The sequence below is a fragment of the Lyngbya sp. CCAP 1446/10 genome (genome assembly GCF_026130175.1).
In the GTDB taxonomy this organism is placed as follows: Bacteria; Cyanobacteriota; Cyanobacteriia; order Cyanobacteriales; family Microcoleaceae; genus Microcoleus.
On record NZ_JAIGNI010000009.1, the window covers coordinates 57208 to 75206 of the forward strand.

The 17999-nt window shown below is 45.6% G+C and carries 17 protein-coding genes and 1 rRNA gene; 8 read left to right on the forward strand and 10 right to left on the reverse strand.

Features of this window, described 5'->3' with window-relative positions; all coding sequences use genetic code 11:
• Positions 1-71: 71 nt before the first annotated feature.
• From K4039_RS06335 to sufB, 4 genes are all read right to left on the reverse strand, one after another.
• Positions 72-1322 (reverse strand): cysteine desulfurase, encoded by a 1251-nt coding sequence (locus K4039_RS06335; RefSeq protein ID WP_265234292.1) that lies wholly within the window; start codon positions 1320-1322, stop codon positions 72-74.
• 455 nt (positions 1323-1777) lie between these two features.
• The gene (gene sufD, locus K4039_RS06340; RefSeq protein WP_265234293.1) at positions 1778-3121 is read right to left on the reverse strand and encodes a Fe-S cluster assembly protein SufD; all 1344 of its coding nucleotides are present in this window, start codon (positions 3119-3121) and stop codon (positions 1778-1780) included.
• Positions 3118-3909, reverse strand: a complete 792-nt coding sequence (gene sufC, locus K4039_RS06345; RefSeq protein ID WP_265234294.1) for a Fe-S cluster assembly ATPase SufC — start codon at positions 3907-3909, stop codon at positions 3118-3120. Before sufC ends, sufD begins: the two co-directional genes overlap by 4 nt.
• Positions 3910-4134: 225 nt before the next feature.
• On the reverse strand, positions 4135-5574 hold the full coding sequence (gene sufB, locus K4039_RS06350; protein WP_265234295.1) for a Fe-S cluster assembly protein SufB: 1440 nt from the start codon (positions 5572-5574) through the stop codon (positions 4135-4137).
• A gap of 185 nt (positions 5575-5759) precedes the next feature.
• On the opposite strand from sufB, the gene sufR reads away from it, so the two are divergent.
• The 3 genes from sufR (at position 5760) to rrf (ending at position 7268) form a co-directional block, all read left to right on the forward strand.
• Positions 5760-6449: an iron-sulfur cluster biosynthesis transcriptional regulator SufR gene (gene sufR, locus K4039_RS06355; RefSeq protein ID WP_265234354.1), complete on the forward strand. Its 690-nt coding sequence runs from the start codon at positions 5760-5762 to the stop codon at positions 6447-6449.
• 51 nt (positions 6450-6500) lie between these two features.
• Positions 6501-6908: a hypothetical protein gene (locus tag K4039_RS06360; protein WP_265234296.1), complete on the forward strand. Its 408-nt coding sequence runs from the start codon at positions 6501-6503 to the stop codon at positions 6906-6908.
• Positions 6909-7151: 243 nt separating this feature from the next.
• A 5S ribosomal RNA gene (gene rrf / locus K4039_RS06365) occupies positions 7152-7268 on the forward strand.
• 54 nt (positions 7269-7322) lie between these two features.
• On the opposite strand, the gene K4039_RS06370 is transcribed toward rrf, so the two are convergent.
• The 6 genes from K4039_RS06370 to K4039_RS06395 form a co-directional block, all read right to left on the reverse strand.
• A complete protein-coding gene (locus tag K4039_RS06370) occupies positions 7323-7517 on the reverse strand; it encodes a hypothetical protein (RefSeq protein WP_265234297.1) in 195 nt (64 codons plus the stop codon).
• A 64-nt stretch (positions 7518-7581) separates the two neighbouring features.
• Positions 7582-7992: a putative toxin-antitoxin system toxin component, PIN family gene (locus tag K4039_RS06375; RefSeq protein ID WP_265234298.1), complete on the reverse strand. Its 411-nt coding sequence runs from the start codon at positions 7990-7992 to the stop codon at positions 7582-7584.
• A 1-nt stretch (position 7993) separates the two neighbouring features.
• Complete coding sequence (locus K4039_RS06380) at positions 7994-8242, reverse strand: hypothetical protein (RefSeq protein ID WP_265234299.1); 249 nt, start codon at positions 8240-8242, stop codon at positions 7994-7996.
• Positions 8243-8392: 150 nt separating this feature from the next.
• Positions 8393-9088: a hypothetical protein gene (locus tag K4039_RS06385; protein WP_265234300.1), complete on the reverse strand. Its 696-nt coding sequence runs from the start codon at positions 9086-9088 to the stop codon at positions 8393-8395.
• A gap of 166 nt (positions 9089-9254) precedes the next feature.
• Positions 9255-9476 carry a DUF2281 domain-containing protein gene (locus K4039_RS06390; protein ID WP_265234301.1) on the reverse strand — a complete coding sequence of 74 codons (222 nt, stop codon included), beginning with the start codon at positions 9474-9476 and terminating at the stop codon, positions 9255-9257.
• 64 nt (positions 9477-9540) lie between these two features.
• On the reverse strand, positions 9541-9768 hold the full coding sequence (locus tag K4039_RS06395; RefSeq protein ID WP_265234302.1) for a DUF2281 domain-containing protein: 228 nt from the start codon (positions 9766-9768) through the stop codon (positions 9541-9543).
• A gap of 181 nt (positions 9769-9949) precedes the next feature.
• Between K4039_RS06395 and nadC the strand changes: the two genes are divergently transcribed.
• The 5 genes from nadC to K4039_RS06420 all read left to right on the forward strand — a co-directional run bounded on the left by nadC (position 9950) and on the right by K4039_RS06420 (position 17973).
• Entirely contained in the window at positions 9950-10813 is an 864-nt protein-coding gene (nadC, locus tag K4039_RS06400) for a carboxylating nicotinate-nucleotide diphosphorylase (RefSeq protein ID WP_265234355.1), read from the forward strand.
• A gap of 531 nt (positions 10814-11344) precedes the next feature.
• Positions 11345-11590, forward strand: coding sequence for a hypothetical protein (locus K4039_RS06405; protein ID WP_265234303.1), 246 nt, complete (start codon positions 11345-11347; stop codon positions 11588-11590).
• A 125-nt stretch (positions 11591-11715) separates the two neighbouring features.
• Positions 11716-13737, forward strand: a complete 2022-nt coding sequence (locus K4039_RS06410) for a ShlB/FhaC/HecB family hemolysin secretion/activation protein (RefSeq protein ID WP_265234304.1) — start codon at positions 11716-11718, stop codon at positions 13735-13737.
• Between the two features lie 127 nt (positions 13738-13864).
• Positions 13865-14482, forward strand: a complete 618-nt coding sequence (locus K4039_RS06415; RefSeq protein ID WP_265234305.1) for a Uma2 family endonuclease — start codon at positions 13865-13867, stop codon at positions 14480-14482.
• A 548-nt stretch (positions 14483-15030) separates the two neighbouring features.
• Positions 15031-17973 (forward strand): filamentous hemagglutinin N-terminal domain-containing protein, encoded by a 2943-nt coding sequence (locus K4039_RS06420; protein ID WP_265234306.1) that lies wholly within the window; start codon positions 15031-15033, stop codon positions 17971-17973.
• Positions 17974-17999 lie beyond the last annotated feature (26 nt).

Below are 17999 nucleotides of genomic sequence, written 5' to 3' on the forward strand. Positions count from 1 at the left end.
AGATGCACGCGGATTAACGCGGATGAAGAAAAAGGTGGGCAAATACCCACCCCACAAACTTAGCTTATAATCTAACTGAAAAAGTCGATCGTCTCTTTCAACGCTTTGACAAACACATCAATCTCCTCATAGGTATTATAAAAATACAAACTCGCTCTGGCAGTAGATGAGATATCAAGATAGCGGTGCAAAGGTTGCGTGCAGTGATGCCCGGAACGAATCGCGACCCCATCTTGATCTAACATGGTAGACAAGTCTTGAGGGTGAATTTCTCCCGCTGTAAATGATGCTAACGCGGCCCTACCTTCGCCGTTGCTGTCCGGTTGCGGCCCGTAAATTTTAATCTGTGGAATTTGCCGCAATTGTTGGAACAGATAAGCCGTCAAATCGGCTTCGCAAGCGTGAATCTGATCCATGCCTATGTTACTAAGATAGTCGATTGCTGCACCAAGGGCGATCGCCTCGCCGATTGCCGGAGTCCCCGCCTCAAACTTGTGCGGCAAATCAGCATAGGTAGAATATTCAAGAAACACATCAGCAATCATCTCGCCGCCGCCAAAAAACGGAGGCATTTCTCTAAGCAAATCCAGTTTACCGTACAGAAAACCGATGCCAGTCGGAGCGCACATTTTATGACCCGAAGCAACCAGCCAATCGCAATCCATTGCTTGCACATCTATTACCATGTGCGGCACGCTTTGGCAAGCATCAATTAAAACTTTTGCGCCGAAACTGTGGGCAATTTCGCAGATTTCTTTGACTGGATTGATGCAGCCCAAGGTATTAGAAACGTGAACTATTGAAACCAACTTAGTTTTATCGGAAATCAGCGTTTTAAACTGTTCTAAATCTAACTCGTTAGTCTCCGTTAACTCCACAAACTTGAGTACCGCACCAGTTTTTTGAGCAATCATTTGCCAGGGAACCAGATTGCTGTGATGTTCCATCACCGACAGAATAATTTCATCTCCCGCTTGCAGATTGCTCAAACCCCAAGAATAAGCAACCAAATTAATCGCTTCGGTGGCGTTGCGAGTGTAAACAATTTCTTGCCGCGAAGCCGCATTAATAAACGCTGCAACTTTATCTCTCGCACCTTCGTAAGCATCAGTCGCTTTAGCGCTGAGAGAGTGAGCGCCGCGGTGCACGTTAGCATTGTATTGTTCGTAGTAATCGCGCCAAGCATTGAGCACAGCTAGGGGTTTTTGAGATGTAGCTGCATTGTCTAAATAAACTAGGGGTTTCCCGTGGATTTTTTGAGTCAAAATTGGGAAATCGCCGCGAACTTTTGATGCTAGGGTTTTTTCTTGAATAAGTGTCATAATTTCTGAGTTAATAATGAGAAGTTAAGCAGGAGAAAATTAGGCAACGAGCAATGTACGGGATGTCACAGATGTAACTGAGATATGGCAGAATTCTCGACAATTTGTAGGGGCGGGTTCACCAACAGCCCCAAATATAGCAAACAGGTTAAATAAACCCGCCCCCACCCCACCAACAGCCCCAAATAGCAGAAACAAACAGGTTAAATAAACCCTCCCACCAGACTCTTTTTTCTTCTTTTTGAAATCCTTTACATCTGACATCAGGCATCAATGTCAATTGGATATTTTTCCTGGGTGGGGGCGGGTTTATTTCAATTGTTGGTACTCATTAGAGATGGTTGGTGAACCCGCCCCTACAGATTTATTAGACAAGATTGAATTCCAAAACTTTCCTCGTAATGAAATTATCTGCGTCTATCCGTGTTCATCTGCCCTAAATCTGCGGTTCCTCTTTATTCTTGCACAGCCACACAGGTAGAAAGCATTTTCGCTACCCCAACAATCGGCAACATATTGAGAATTTCCGCCGCAAAAGCATCAATCAACAAATAGCGACTTCTTTCCAAATTCAAACCGCGACTTTGCAAGTAGAAAAGCTCGTCATCTTCTAACTGGCTGACAGTTGCACCGTGGGAACATTTAACGTTATCCGCCACAATTTCTAACTGTGGTTTTGTATCAACGCGCGCCCTCGGCGACAGCAACAAATTCCGGCTCAATTGTCCCGCATCTGTCAATTGTGCGGCTTTGCGAACGAAAACTTTGCCGTTAAATACTGCACGGGCTTTGTTACCAATGATGCACTTATGCAATTGGCGACTTGTGCCGTGGGGATGATTGAAATCAATTAGACTGTGAGTGTCTGCTACTTGTTCGCCAAAGGCTACGGCTAAGCCGTTTAGAATTGTTTCGGTGCCTTCGCCGCCTTGAAATACTTCTAAATTGTGGCGCGATATTTTGCCGCCCAAGCTGATAGCATGACAAGTATAGCTGCTGTTGCGGGATTGGGCGATCGCACTTTTGCCCACATGAACCACATTCAAACCTTCGCGCTGCAGCCTAACGTGATTCACAGTGGCGTTTTCGCCGACAAAAACATCCGTCACAGCATTCGTAAAAGCGGGTAAATTACCGATTGTGGTGTAATCTTCAATCAGCGTAACTTTGCTGCCAGCCTCAGCTATGACTAAGCAGTGCGGCTGACACATCGTCGCAGATGCACCTGGTGCGGTCAAGAACAGCAAGTGAATCGGCAGTTCGACGGACATATTGGCCGGCACGAACACCACTGCAGCATCCACCAAACCCGCAGTATTCAGCGCTGTAAAAACTTCCGTTTGTTGGCTGTGCTTGCTCAAAACATCGGTAATGCGCGATCGATATTTTTCGGGTACATTAGATAGATTACCAGCATAAAAGTCGCTAGGCAAATTCGGCAAAACCGCCGACTCCACGGTAGACAAATCCGGCGCATAAAAACCGTTAACAAATACCAATCTTAACGGTAAATCATCCCGATTCTTCACAGGCATAACGATATCAGCCAGCTTAACCGTTGACTGATAGCTTTGCGGTACATGAAAAGGAACTTGCAACACCGACGACAAATCAGTAAAGCGCCACTCCTCATCCTTCACCGTCGGAAAACTCGCAGCAAGCACGTATTCAGTCGCCGTATCCCGCAAATCCTGCAACCCGTAAGCCGAACCTTTGCCATTAGCAACCTCCAACTTACCGCACTGATTCACCAAATCAGCCAAAAACATTTCCCTAGTAGCAACTTGCGTATTTATCATCGCGCCCCAACTCCTGCTGCTTCCTCTTCCACAACCCAATCATAACCGCGCTCTTCCAATTCCAGCGCCAATTCTTTCGGGCCAGTCAAGATAATTCGGCCCGCTTCCATGACATGAATAAAATCAGGAATAATGTAATTGAGCAACCGCTGATAGTGAGTAATCACCAACATCGAATTTTCAGCATTTGACAACTGATTCACACCGCCGGCGACAATCTTGAGAGCATCGATATCCAAACCAGAATCAGTCTCATCCAAAATAGCTAACTTTGGTTCCAAAAGCGCCATTTGCAAAATCTCGTTGCGCTTTTTCTCGCCCCCAGAAAAACCCTCATTGACGCTGCGGCTCAAGAAAGCCGGGTTCATCTTCACAACATCCAGCTTATCCTCGATTAAATCTTGGAAATCAAAAGCATCCAACTCTTCCAAGCCGCGATGTTTGCGGTGAGAATTGTAAGCCACGCGCAAGAAATCCACATTGCTAACGCCGGGAATTTCCAAAGGATATTGAAAAGCCAAAAATATGCCAGCCAAAGAACGTTCTTCCGGCGGTAATTCCAGGAGATTCTGTCCCAGGAAAATAACTTCTCCGCCCGTTACTGTATAAGCAGGATGGCCGGCTAATATCTTGGACAAAGTGCTTTTTCCCGAACCGTTCGGGCCCATAATCGCGTGAATTTCACCCGATTTAATTTCCAGATTCAAACCCTTAAGGATTTGGGTATCTTCCACATTCGCAGTTAAATCGCGGACGGATAGCACCACTTGACTATTTTCAACAATCATCTCTTTTTTTCCTAACTCCTCTAATTTTTTGGTCTTGTTGTAATTCAACTTTTGCCTAACTTCTGCATTGATGAAGGAACCGCAGATGTTAGGCAGATTAACACGGATAAACGCAGATAATTTCAAGAGAATTTGGGAGTCAAGAAAAAGAAAGAAACTTCGATAAATTTTCTTTTCTCTTCTTTCTTCCTTCTTCCTTCTTCCCTCTTCCTTCTTCCTTCGAGATTATCCCACACTTCCTTCGAGCTTCAGACTCAGCAACTTATCAGCTTCAGCCGCAAATTCCATCGGTAACTGATTGAAAACATCCTTACAGAAACCGCTAATCATCATCGAAATAGCATTTTCTGCGGAAATTCCCCGCTGTGCGAAGAAGAACAATTGCTCTTCCCCAATCTTGGAAGTAGAAGCTTCGTGTTCTACTTTAGCAGTGTGGTTCTGCACTTGAATGTAGGGGAAAGTATTCGCTTGAGCGTTGTCGCCAATCAGCATCGAATCGCACTGAGAATAATTCCGAGCGCCTTTAGCGTTGGGGCCCATTTTTACCAAGCCGCGATAGCTGTTTGCAGAATTTCCCGCCGAAATTCCCTTAGAAATAATCGTGCTGCGAGTATTTTTGCCGACGTGGATCATTTTCGTGCCGGTGTCAGCTTGCTGTTTGTGGTTTGTTAGTGCTACCGAGTAGAATTCGCCTACAGAGTTATCACCAACTAACACGCAACTGGGATATTTCCAGGTAATCGCCGAACCTGTTTCTACTTGCGTCCAAGAAATCTTAGAGTTGACTCCTTGACACAAGCCGCGTTTGGTAACAAAGTTATAAATTCCGCCTTTGCCGTTCGCGTCGCCGGCGTACCAGTTCTGCACGGTTGAGTATTTGATATCGGCATTGTCCATTGTTACCAATTCCACGACAGCGGCGTGCAGTTGGTTGGTGTCAAACATCGGCGCGGTGCAGCCTTCTAGGTAAGACACAGAACTGTTTTCTTCGGCGATAATTAGGGTGCGCTCGAACTGGCCGGAATCTTCGTTGTTGATGCGGAAATAAGTTGACAATTCCATTGGGCATTTTACGCCTTTGGGAATGAAAACGAAGGAACCGTCGGTGAATACGGCGGAGTTGAGGGCTGCGAAAAAGTTGTCGCCTACTGGTACGACAGTGCCAAGATATTTTTCGATTAGTTCGGGATAATCTTTGATGGCTTCTGTGATGGAACAGAATATAACGCCGTCTTTGGCTAGCTTTTCTCTAAAGGTTGTGGCAATTGAAACGCTGTCAAAAACAACATCGACGGCGACATTTCCCAGTCGTCTTTGTTCGGATAGGGGAATTCCCAATTTCTCGAAGGTTTCTAATAGTGCCGGATCAACTTCGTCCAAACTGTTGAGCTTTTTGGGCTTTTGTTTGGGCGCGGAGTAGTAGATAATGTTTTGGTAGTCGATCGCCGGATAGTTGACATGAGGCCAAGTAGGCTCAGTCATTGTCAGCCACTTCCGGTATGCTTTGAGGCGGAATTGCAGCATGAATTCCGGTTCGTTTTTCTTGGACGAAATCAGGCGGACTACATCTTCGCTCAAGCCGCGGGCGATGGTGTCCGACTCGATGTCGGTGACGAAACCGTATTTGTAGGGCTGGTTGACTAGGGTTGTGACTGTAGAGCTCATGAATTTTGTGCTTTCGAGTGTTCTGGATTAGTCTCTCAAAGATGGCAGACGCTTGAACTGTCGGGGGCCCGGCGAGTTCTGGGGGCTGCTGGCAAGTTAAACAACTGTTTTGTTGCTTTAGTATATTTTAAGCTACATTAACAATAGTGATATTGTCAAAGTCAAATTAATAATTTTTTGTGAAGATGGAGACGACTCAGCAGACTTCCACGAAACAAGACATCCTGCAATATTTGCTCAAGGGGGGTCAGGGGACGGCTCTTGAGTTGGCGGAGTCTTTGGAGATGAGCCCGCAGGCGATTCGCCGTCATTTGAAGGATTTGGAGGCGGAGGGCGCAATTCGGTATCAGTCGGTTCAGGCTGGTATGGGGCGGCCGCAGCATATTTATGAGCTTACCAGTCTGGGGCGCGATCGCTTCCCGAATCGTTACGGCGATTTTGCTGTGTCTTTCTTGGATACGTTGGCGGAAACAGTCGGCCGCGAGCAAGTGATTAGTATCCTACGAAAACAGTGGCAGCGCAAGGCTACGGACTATCGGCGGCTGGTGGGTTCGGGTTCGCTGCAAGAGCGGGTGAGTAAGTTGGTGGAACTCCGCAGGGCTGAAGGTTATATGGCTGAGTGTTATCCTGTAGAATCTGTAGGTGTGGAAATGTGCGATCGCGATGTTAAGGGCGATCGATTTGTGTTGATGGAACACAACTGCGCGATTTCTAATGTTGCGGAAACTTTTCCGAGTGTTTGCGGCAATGAGTTGGAAATGTTTGCGGGGGTTTTGCCGGATTGTATTGTGGAGCGGACTCACTGGATTATTGATGGGGAACATCGCTGCGGTTATTCTATTGCTAAGAAGAAGTCATTAGTCATTAGTCATTAGTCATTAGTCATTAGTAACAATTATCAATTACCGATTATCAATTTTTAATATATGGAACCGCTAGCAGATTTTTTAAAGCCGGAAGAGTGCGCCGAAGTTGATATGGCGCTGCTGTCGTCGAAGGAAAAGTTTTCGACTCGATTGGCAATTTATGGTTTGAGGGTGCTCAAGCAAATTGCTGGGGAGACTGGTTTGCCGATAACTGAGGTGTCTAACCAGCAGGTGATGGATTGGATTAAGAATGATGAGAGCATTCAACAGTCGATTCAAGTTGATGCTAGTTTTGAAAACTTTTTTACTAATTTGGTGGTTGCGTCTTTGCGACCGTTGAAGCAAATTGCTGTGGAAGTTGGAGGGACGATCGAGCAATTAACAGTTAAGCAGGTCGTGGCGTGGTTTGTAAAGGATGGGAAGATTCGCCGAGAGCAGGGAACCGATGCTGCTTTTTTGGATTTGTGATTGGGCTGACGCGCTCAGACTGGCAGAAACCGGGTTTTTTCGGCATCTGTCGCCTGCAACGAAATATTTTCATAAAAACCCGGTTTCTCGCCCCTCGTCCGACTCCATGACATCATCGAAAAAAAACTTTTGACAAAGGGGTTGACAAACTGGGGAAAGCTTGGTAATGTAATTAAGTCGAGCGAAAGAGATGCAGCGCATCAAGCTTAACGCAGACACAGGATTTAAAGTTTTCAAAGCTTTCCTGGTGCTTATGGTGTAATGGAACCACTCCGATCCATCCCGAACTCGGTTGTTAAACGTTACTATGGCGAAGATACTCGGCGGGTCACTGCCCGGTAAAATAGCTCGGTGCCAGGTTAATAATAAATTAAAGCTCTTTTCCCGCAACAACGGAAAAGGGCTTTAGTTTTGTCACAGAATATTTTTGCCCCGTCCGCTCCAACGCCCTGTTAGAACGCGCTTTGGCGACAATTTCACCACTTCTCTGCCGCTTTCAGCTTGTTTCTTCTGCAAGTCTGCAAATATTGCATCCAAGTCATAATTGAAAGATTTGGCATACTCTTCACGAATTTTGTGAATTTCTTCTACGATTTCATCTTGCAACATAAATTAATTTCCTAGTAGTTCATCAGGCGTACAAAGGATGGGTAACTGATATCCGAAATCAAAACTACTCAGATTCGATCGTCTTCAAAAACTCGTCTGCTGTGATTACTACCACACCACGAAATGGGTGCAATACGAGCAAATCCCTGTCACCAGTGATGATATAGTTCGCTTCTCCATTTAATGCCAACTCCAAAACTTTGTCATCTTTTGGATCGCGACACTCTTGCACCTTTTCAATTATCTCCACTAGAACTCCCCTTTCCACCAAAGCTGCTAAAAATTCCTCCCTTTCTTCACTTGTGACATACCGATTAAATTTTTCGCGCCCCAATACCTCATTCAATTCTTCTAGCAGTTCAAGTGATAGTAACACCTCTCCGTTTGCTAAAGCATATCGAAGGGCGCGATCGGGTTTACTGTTATCAAACAAAATCGCACTGACAATGGCATTTGTATCAAAAACGTAGCGCATCTCACTCCTCAAAAAGAATTGAATCCAAAATTTCTGGGGTCAATCCTCGCGATTGAGCATTCCGACTCATCTCACTCATTACCTCCTCTAGGGGTCTTTTGTGTCGAATTGCATCACTAAGTTTCAGGCTAAGTAATGCCTCTAATTTACGACGCTGTTCTTCAGAAGCAGCCTCAAATATTTTAGCAACTTCAGCATTAACGCGAATTGCGATCGTTTTGGTTTGCATGATGGTTATGTGATGTTTCAATGACTGTTTTCAAATAAGCTAGAATTGTGGGGGACTTGAACCATATTTTAACACAATCATAACAAGCGATCGCCCTTATTGTAGCAGTCAATAGTGGGCGATCGCATCTTTCCTAGTGGTATAATGGCAAAATTGAGCGGCTAATGACCTTTATTCTATAATTGAATAATTTTCTACAGTAATCTGCCAATCATTATCCACTTTTTGGACATGGAGACTAGGAATTGTCTGAAGTAACTCAATCAATTTCATATCCGGACACACACTTCGTATTACAGTTCGTATGGGTTGCTTATAATCATCGTGAAATTTTTTACTCAATATTGCAGTTGTCACATTTTTGTTCGGATGATTTGCCATTAATCTATTGATGATTTCTATCAGAGCGCTTTCCAAGTCGTTGACTGATTTAATGCTAGGAACTAATATTGGCTTAATTGCTGAAATCCTTGCAATTTCCAAGTTATTGACTGATTCAATACCCGGAACTACGCTTGGCTGATATTCTGAAGTCCTTATTTTGTAGTAATTAATTGACGTTGTTTGAAACTGGGAAAAGCTCGGAACTACTTCCTGAATAAGAGCTACGTAAAACTTTGTCGGTATTGGAGTACCGTAGATCGAAAAGCGCCCGCTACTTGTCAAAAGCCCCCTAAAACCGTCGCTATAACCTTGAACTTCTGCCACTTTTTCAAGTAAGACTCCATGCTTTTGATAAAATACTTCAGTGAGCTTAGCCACGCAAATCCAGGGATTGCCGTTGCTACCGGATTCAATAGCTATGAGGTATTCCACCTCTTCGAGTAGCAGTTTTAAACACGAGGACGGATCTTGATGATACTCCATTTTAAAAATTATACTTAAGTACCAATGGGCGTGACATATAGCTACAAGTGTATTGCCGAGTATTCCATAATGCTCTGAGTGCGACTTTACTTATCGAAAGAAGCCTGAGTTCCTCATGAAACTTCACAGTCATTTTTTTTGTAGCAGGTTGAACCGCCGATCAAATTTACATATAATCCTTTAAATCTTCGAGAGGTTCATCAAAATCATCAGACATCCAGATTTTATCTTTCCAAATTCCAAGTCCGCCTCGCTTGGCAGCTTTTTCCGTTTTAGGAGGCTCTTGGGCGTATCGGTTTACCAGAAATTCTATATAGTCAAGGACTGCCTGTTTGGCAGATTCAGGCAATTTTTTGAGATTTTTTAAGATAGCAGTTTCTATCATCATTTTTTACTCTCCTTTCAATTCGATACAGACCAGATCAAAGCATGAGTATCCCATAGTAATCTATTCATTCCATGTATTCCTTCATATCCTCAAGCGGCTCATCAAAGTCATCAGGTAGCGGTAGAACAAACATTCCTTTCATCGTTCCGGCAACTCGACGCTTCTTTGTCGGCTTTTCTTGATTGGAGTTTTTAGCCTGCTTTTCGATCAAAAACTCAATATAATGAAGCACTTCTGTTTGAAGAGACTCAGGGAGTTCTTCTAGTTTTTCTAAAATGACTGGCTGTATCATTGTTTATTCTCGCGATCGCCCCATCTACTCCATTAAAGCACCAAAACCCAATGTCAGCAACAGAATACCCCATCATCTAGCCCGATCGCCCAAAATCGCACTCACACCACCATCATTCTGCAACTTGCCTAAAATTGCCCGATCGACTATCGTTCCTAGTAGCAGGAATAACAAAGAAAATATGACAGCAATATTGCCGCCTTGGATTGTTTTAGACTCCCTATTGCACAACTGGCTGTTAGAAGATATCGGTAGGGGCGATCGCACAACATCGACCTTATTCCCCGCAGAGAGCGTCCCAGGTACTGCTAAATGGATTGTCAAAGAGGCGGGAGTCGTCGCTGGATTGCCGATCGCCGATCGCACTTTTAAACTTTTAGACAGCCGCTTGAGCTTCAACCCGCAAGTACCAGAAGGGACATTGTGCGACAAAGGACAAGTAATTGCCGAGATTTCTGGCAATTTCGATGCGCTGCTAACCGGTGAAAGAGTAGCATTAAACTTGGCAATGCGTTTGAGTGGCATCGCGACTTTAACTCGCAAATATGTTGACAAAATTGCCGATTTACCTGTGCAATTAGTCGATACCCGCAAAACCACGCCCGGATTGAGATTGTTGGAAAAATACGCGACTCAAGTCGGCGGTGCTTGCAATCACCGGATGGGATTGGATGACGCAGTGATGATTAAAGACAATCATATCGCGGCGGCTGGCGGTATTGCAGAGGCGATCGCCCGTATCCGCAATTCGATTCCCTATCCGCTGACTATCGAAGTTGAAACGGAAACTTTGGCTGAAGTAGAAACGGCTTTGCAGCACAAAGCTGATATTATCATGTTGGATAATATGTCTTATGATTTGATGCGGCAGGCTGTGGCAATAATTCGCGAAAAGAGCGATCGGGTAAAAATCGAAGCTTCCGGCAATGTTACTTTAGAAACTATTAGAAGTGTTGCGGAAACTGGAGTTGATTATATTTCAACTAGCGCTCCAATTACGCGATCGACTTGGCTAGATTTGAGCATGAAAATTCATAGTCATTAGTCACTTTTCTAAAGGAACTTCGGCAACGGGCAATGTACGGGATCTAACGGATTGAATGGAAAGGAAAAGTATTTTTTTTCCTCTCCCTTTCCATTGGCAATTGGCAGTTACGTTGGTCATTAGTTCAAGGTAATACCATTTTGCAGAATAAGTGCTACAAGACCACAAAATTAAGGGATATTTTATGAAAGTCAACTATCAAGAAATAATTGATGCAACAGTCAAGGAGTTGAAAATACTTTTGTCACAACAAACTGTAATTAACCGACTAAAAATCCAAGCACTTTATTGCTTAAAAGCTGGCTATAGTCTAATACCAATTAAAAAAAATCATTGCCACAATACTCTTAGTTGAGTTTGTTTATTCAAATATTGTCGATGGTGCGTCGCTCTCGCTTATTTTTCGTCTTTTTTGGGATACTATCGAAGGCGACACACCATACTAATATTGTTGCATTGATTTGTCAAATTAGTGGTATAACTTGAGATGGAATTACCAGGCAATTTCCCGCATAGAATCGAGACTTGAATATGAGAGAAGCTATCAAATTTTCCGCCGTTTGGTTTGACCAAGTTCTGGCGCGCCGAGTCGGATACGAGCCAATACAAAAATGGATCGCCAAAGTCGATCATGGCAACCAAAAAATTGGTAACAAAGACGATATTGACAAATCCTGTCAACTGTCAACTGTTAAGATATTTTTGCGGATCGGCATCCGGTTGCTGCGTAATTTGTGGCAGATGAACGAAAAGCTCGATCGAGCTTTTGGTTTTTAGCTGTTGGGAAACTGTTAGCAGCGACGGTTGTTACCTTGTTTTCGGTTAAGATTAATTTTGAGTATAGGGTGCACAGGTTCCTTAAAATATTTCCACCCAATGCAGCTAAACAGTAACTCGATCATATGAACTGTCAATCGCAAAAACTATTTTTAATTGCTGGAATCTTTGGATTACTTTGGTTGGGAAAACCAGCTAAAACATCCGCGAGCAACGTTGAAATCTTGACCTCAAATGTTGAGGATTTGGCAGCAGTCAGCAGCGGAGCCGATCGACCTTTGCTTCCCACTGACGAGATCAGCCACCGCGAAGACTTGCGTGTCCAAGAATTAGACCGATCGACTTTTGCACCAATTATACCTGTCGAGAGTCCCGATTTACAGCCGGAAGTTGCCAATTCTGTCGATCGCACATTAGCCACAAAAGCCCAAGAAACCGAGCTTTCTAACCAGGGTAAACTAGAAGAAAGTATTAGCGCCAAAAAAACGGGTTTGGATGGCGATCGAGATTCGCAGCTCAGCCAACTGCCCAACCCAATTCAACCCAGAGAGCCGGAATTACCTGTACCAACAGCCCCGCAACCTCCGCCACCGTCTCCCCTCCAACCAACCCCGCTCACACCAGTTCCCGGCGACTTGAGACCGGGGATTCCGGGTACAATTCGGGTTTTGCGCTTTGAATTTGAGGGAAACACAGCTTTTAGCGATCGCGAACTTGCAGAAGTTACAAAACAGTTTGCGGGGCGCGAAATCACCTTTGCCGAACTGATCGCAGCAGAAGCGGCTGTGACTCAAAAATACGTAGCAGCAGGATACATCAATTCCGGCGCTTTAATTCCCGCCAACCAAACCTTTCCCAGAGAAGGAGGTGTGGTGAAAATTCAGATTATCGAAGGCGGATTAGATGCAATTGAGATTAGTGGAAACAAGCGTTTAAATGCAAATTACGTGCGATCGCGCCTCGAACGCGCCACCAGAAGGCCACTCAACCGCGATCGCCTGCTGGAAGCCTTGCAAATGCTGCAACTCGACCCCTTAATTGCCAATATTTCCGCCGAATTGCAAGCCGGAAGCCGCCCGGAAAACAGCCGATTGGAAGTGCGGATCAAAGAAGCAGACAGCTTTAGTGGTGAAGTGTTCGCAGACAACAATCGATCGCCCAGCGTCGGCAGTTTTCGGCGCGGTGTGCGCGTCAATCAAGGGAATTTGCTCGGTTTGGGCGACGGGTTAGAGGTCTCCTATGCTAACACCGATGGCAGCAACGAATTCAACGGCAGCTACACAGTTCCCGTCAACCCGCGCAACGGCACGATTCGGTTCGCTGCGAGTGCTGCGAGCACCAACGTGATCGAGGAACCCTTTGCTGCGGCCGAAATTGAGGGGAAATCCCGCACTTACGAGTTAACTTACCGCCAGCCGATTGTCGAAAAGCCCGATCGCAATTTAGCTGTGGGAGTAAGTTTATCGCGCCAAGAAAGCGATACATTCCTGTTGGGAGAAAGATTTGCGCTATCGGCGGGAGCCAACGAGCGCGGCGAAACGCGGGTTTCGGCGGTGCGGTTTTTTCAGGAATACGTGCAGCGGAATACCAGTCAAGTGTTCGCGGCGCGATCGCAGTTTTCCGTCGGCACCAATTTTTTGGGCGCTACTGCGAACGATAGCAGCCCTGATAGTCGCTTTCTGTCGTGGCGGGGACAAGCCCAGTATGTGCGGCTGTTAGCACCGGAAACCTTGCTGATTGTGCGTTCTGACATTCAATTAGCCGATCGCCCGCTGCTTTCTCTCGAACAAATCGGGATCGGTGGCGTGCAAAGCGTGCGCGGATATCGCCAAGATTTGCTGTTAACTGATAGCGGTGCGATCGCATCTGCGGAAGTGCGAATCCCGGTTTGGCGGGTGCCGAAAGTCAAAGGATTGTTGCAGGTTGCTCCGTTTATCGATTTTGGGGTAGGGTGGAACCATTCGGGAGAAAAACCGAATCCTGACTCGGATAAGTTGTTGGGTGCGGGTTTGGGGCTGATTTGGCAAATGGGCGATCGCTTGAATGTGCGTCTAGATTATGGTATTCCTTTGATTAATGCTCGATCGGGCGATCGAACTTTGCAGGAAAAAGGCCTATACTTTCGGATTAATTACTTTGCTTTCTAGCTCTTAGATGGCGACAACAATAAAAATAGGTTCGTAGTGCGGACTTTAGTCCGCATCTGAGGACTAAAGTCCTCACTACAAACCATGTTTTAAAATATAAAGTAGTTCACACAAGAGGGATTGTCTTATGGTTCAGACAAAAACTAAACTAACATTTGCAGACTTCCTGCAACAGTACCCAGACGGATCTGGCATCTACGAACTTGTAAATGGGGAGATTGTCAAAGTGGAAGCAACCAGAGCTCATAAAAATGTGGCAAGATTTCTAGTCTTTGGCTTTAACGATGAAATCAGGCGCTTGGGACTTGATTATATTGTTGACAAAGATATAGTTATCAGAACTGTCAAACCTTCAGGGCAAGAACAAGGCAGAAATCCTGATGTTGGCGTGGTTAAAGCGTCAGTATGGAACAGCAATGTACGTGGCTATGGAGCCCTTACCGAACCTATCCAATTAGCAGTAGAAGTTACCTCAACTAACTGGGAAGATGACTATGTTGATAAGCTAGATGAGTATCAACGGCTCGGTATTGTTGAGTATTGGATTGTGGACTATTTGGCGATCGCAGCTAGGGCGTATCTAGGCAATCCCAAAGTTCCCACAGTTTTTGTTTACTCTTTGGAAAATGACCGCTATGTAGTTCAAAGTTTTAAAGATAATGAGCGGATTATTTCCCCCACTTTTCCGGGACTAGAAATTACTGTAGAGCAAATTGTACTCAGCAGTCAAGTTCAAAATCTTTAAATTTGGATTTACGGACATAGACTCTCATCAACGGAGTTATATAAAACCAAAATCAAGTTCGATCGTTCGGACTTTAGTCCTGATAAATGAGGAGTAAAGTCCTCACTATAAACCAATACGGTTCACTTAAGACAGATCTCCCTGGCACACCCCTTAAAAAAGGGGAGTAGGGGGTGGGACAAGAATGCCCTCAAAGTCCCCCTTCTTAAGGGGGATTTAGGGGGATCTCCGGGGCAGAAATATGTTAACTGTGTAAGTTTTATTGAACTATTGGGAGCATCTGGTGTTTTGCATTGAGTGCTGGGGAGCATCTCAGTTTTGCTTATAGTGCGAGCGTCCCCGCTCGCTCCTGCATACAATACGCGAGCTCGCGACAGCTCGCACTATCATAAAAAAAATCCTTTTTGCAAAACTGAGATGCTCCCTAGTGCTATCCCCGCTGGCGACCTTTTTTCTCGCGAAGGGGGACAGCAATATCATAAAAAATGCTTCAAAAATGAGATGTTCCCGAACGCTTGTCTTCCCATTTTTAAAACAGGAATTACTGTATGAATCGCCTGCATTTCACTTTACTTTTGGCTGCTTTAGTGCTGTTTCCCGATCGCGCGATCGCCCAAATCGTCCCCGACAGCAGCTTGGGCCCGGAAAGTTCGCGCCTTGTCCCCGATACTATCAACAACTTACCCTCAGATAGAATTAGCGGCGGCGCAACTCGCGGATCTAATCTCTTTCACAGTTTCGGCGAATTCAACATCAAAGAAGGGCGGGGAGCTTATTTTGCCAATCCCAGCGGCATTGCTAACATTTTTACCCGCATCACCGGCGGTAACTCCTCAAATATATTAGGAACTCTGGGAGTTTTAGGAAATGCTAATTTATTTTTAATTAACCCGAAAGGGATTGTATTCGGGCCAAATGCGCGGTTAGATTTGCGCGGTTCGTTTATCGGTACAACCGCTGACAGCGTTGTGTTTAATAACGGCTTTGAATTCAGCAGCACCAACCCACAAACATCACCATTATTAACAGTTAATATTCCCGTGGGTTTAAGATTTAGAGACAGTCCCGGTACAATTGTCAATCAATCGACGGCGACGGGAAAGATTAACCTGCCAGCATCTCCGATGCCAATTCCGATTACAGATAAAGTTGGTTTAGCCGTAGATCCAGGTCAAACTTTAGCACTGATTGGCGGCGACATCCAAATCCCAGGCGGAAATTTAACCGCCAATGGCGGACAAATTTTGCTCGGTAGTGCAGCCAGTCCCGGTTTAGTTAATTTGGCACTGACATCGAGCCCACAGCAGGGAAGTTTAAGTTTAAATTATGACAAGATTCAGAACTTCGGCAATATTAAAATATCCGATGGAACGCTCATAAATACCAGCGGCACCGGTGGCGGCAGAGTAGAGTTAAAAGGTGGAAATATTACCCTCGACGCTGCGCGATTTTATGCGATTACACTGGGCAATATTGATGGTAGAGGTATCGATATCGATGCCCAAAAATTGCGATCGCAAAACGGCACACAATTTTCTACTTTGACTCTAGGAGATGGTGCCGGAGGTAATATCAATTTGCGTGCTGCTGATTCAATAGAAATGAGCGGGCTGGGAATTGATGGCTTTCAACAAGTTGTAATTACATATCTGGTATCTGGAACCACAGACCCGTTTAACCCGCTATTTACGCTGTTTAATGCTAGTGCTGGTGCTGGTGCTGGGGGGAGTATTACCTTGGATACCGGACGCTTGTTATTAAACAATGGGGTACTCGGTAGCGGGATAACTTTTGGTGCTGGCCGGGGCGGCAATTTGATTGTTCGCGCCAATACTTTTGAAATGGTGGGTTCTGGAGTCAACAACGGGACGGCGAAAGAAAGTACCGGGGCGGGAGGAGGTATTAGTATTGATGTCAGTCAATTAATTATGCGCGACGGTTCTCTTCTGGGTACTACGAGTTACAGCAGCGGCCAGTCTGGGAGTATTAATGTTAAAGCTTCTGAATCAATCGAATTGTCTAACCGCGGCCCAAGAACAGTTGTGTCAACCGGAATTAGCACACTAACTATCGGTTCTACCGGACGTGCTGGTAATATTAATGTTGATACCAAGCGGTTGAGTCTCTCTGGCGGTTCTGCGTTTACATTAGGAACGGGTGTTTTAGTTGGCAGGTTTTTGTTTTCTCAGGATGGCGGGCCTGCTGGAAATTTAACAGTTAGGGCGACTGAATCAGTAGAGATTTCAGGTATTTCTCAAGTTTTGACTAGCGGAATTCAGAATGCTAGCGGGCTGACTTCTGGAACTTTGAGCTCTAGTCGGGGCGGGGATATTCGCATTGATACGCCAAGCTTAACTGTGCGAGATGGGGGGATAGTTACTACGAGTTCTTTGGGTAGCGGAGATGTGGGGAATATTACTGTGAATGCCGATCGCATTTTAGTCAGCGGTAGCGGCAATAACGGTTTGTTTGTCAGTACCATAGATGCTTCAGTTGGTAAGACATTCGGTACTAATCCCGATGCTACAGCAAATGCCGGCTCGTTGAATCTGACGGCGCGCGATCGACTAACCGTCAGAAATGGAGCTACAGTAACGGTGCAGGCTACGGGAACCGGGCGCGCTGGTAATATCAATATTGTCGCAAATGCGATCGACCTTGACAACAAAGCCAGAATTGATGGTACAACTGTATCGGGTACAGGGGCAAATATTAACCTGCAAGCACAAAACATCCAATTGCGGCGCGGGAGTCGAATTACCACCGATGCAGGCAATTCTGACGGCGGCAATATCAACATCAAAAGCAATACTTTGCTGGCTATTCCCCAAGAAAACAGCGATATCACCGCCAACGCCCGCACAGCCGCCGGTGGCCGCGTGAATGTCAATGTCCCAAATGTCTTGGGCTTTGCAGCAGTGGGGCGCGAACAAGTCAGAAGCAGGTTGAATCTCAGTGACGCCCAATTTGCAGCTTTGCAAGTAAGTCCTACTTCTCTGCTTCGGAGTAGCGATATCGCCGCGATTTCCCAAAGTGGGGGCCCGGCTTTGCAAGGTACTGTTAATTTTAGTTCTTCTGGGGTGAATCCCGCTCAAGGTTTAGTAGAGTTGCCGCAAAATGTTGTGAATCCGGCTGCGTTAATTGCGGCAAATCCCTGCATCGAAGGGGCCGATAACGAGTTTACTGTTACTGGAAAAGGGGGAGTGCCGCCGAGTCCTAATGATGCCCTCAGCAGCGCAGAAATACCGTTTCCGTGGGTGGAAGAAGAAGGAAGAAGGAAGAAGGAAGAAGGAAGAAGGGAGGAAGAAGAAGGAAGAGGGAAGAGGGAAGAAGGAATGCGGGAAGAAAGGGGGAAAAAAGCTCAGGAAGTTGTTCCGGCGCGGGGTTGGGTGGTGAATGCTCAAGGAGAAGTTACGCTGGTGGCTGCTGACGATGCGGGTCAATTTCCAGGGCGCACGAAGCGCCAAGTGTCGGGTTGTCCGCCCCGATGAGCTCAAAATAGTTTATGCTTGAAAAT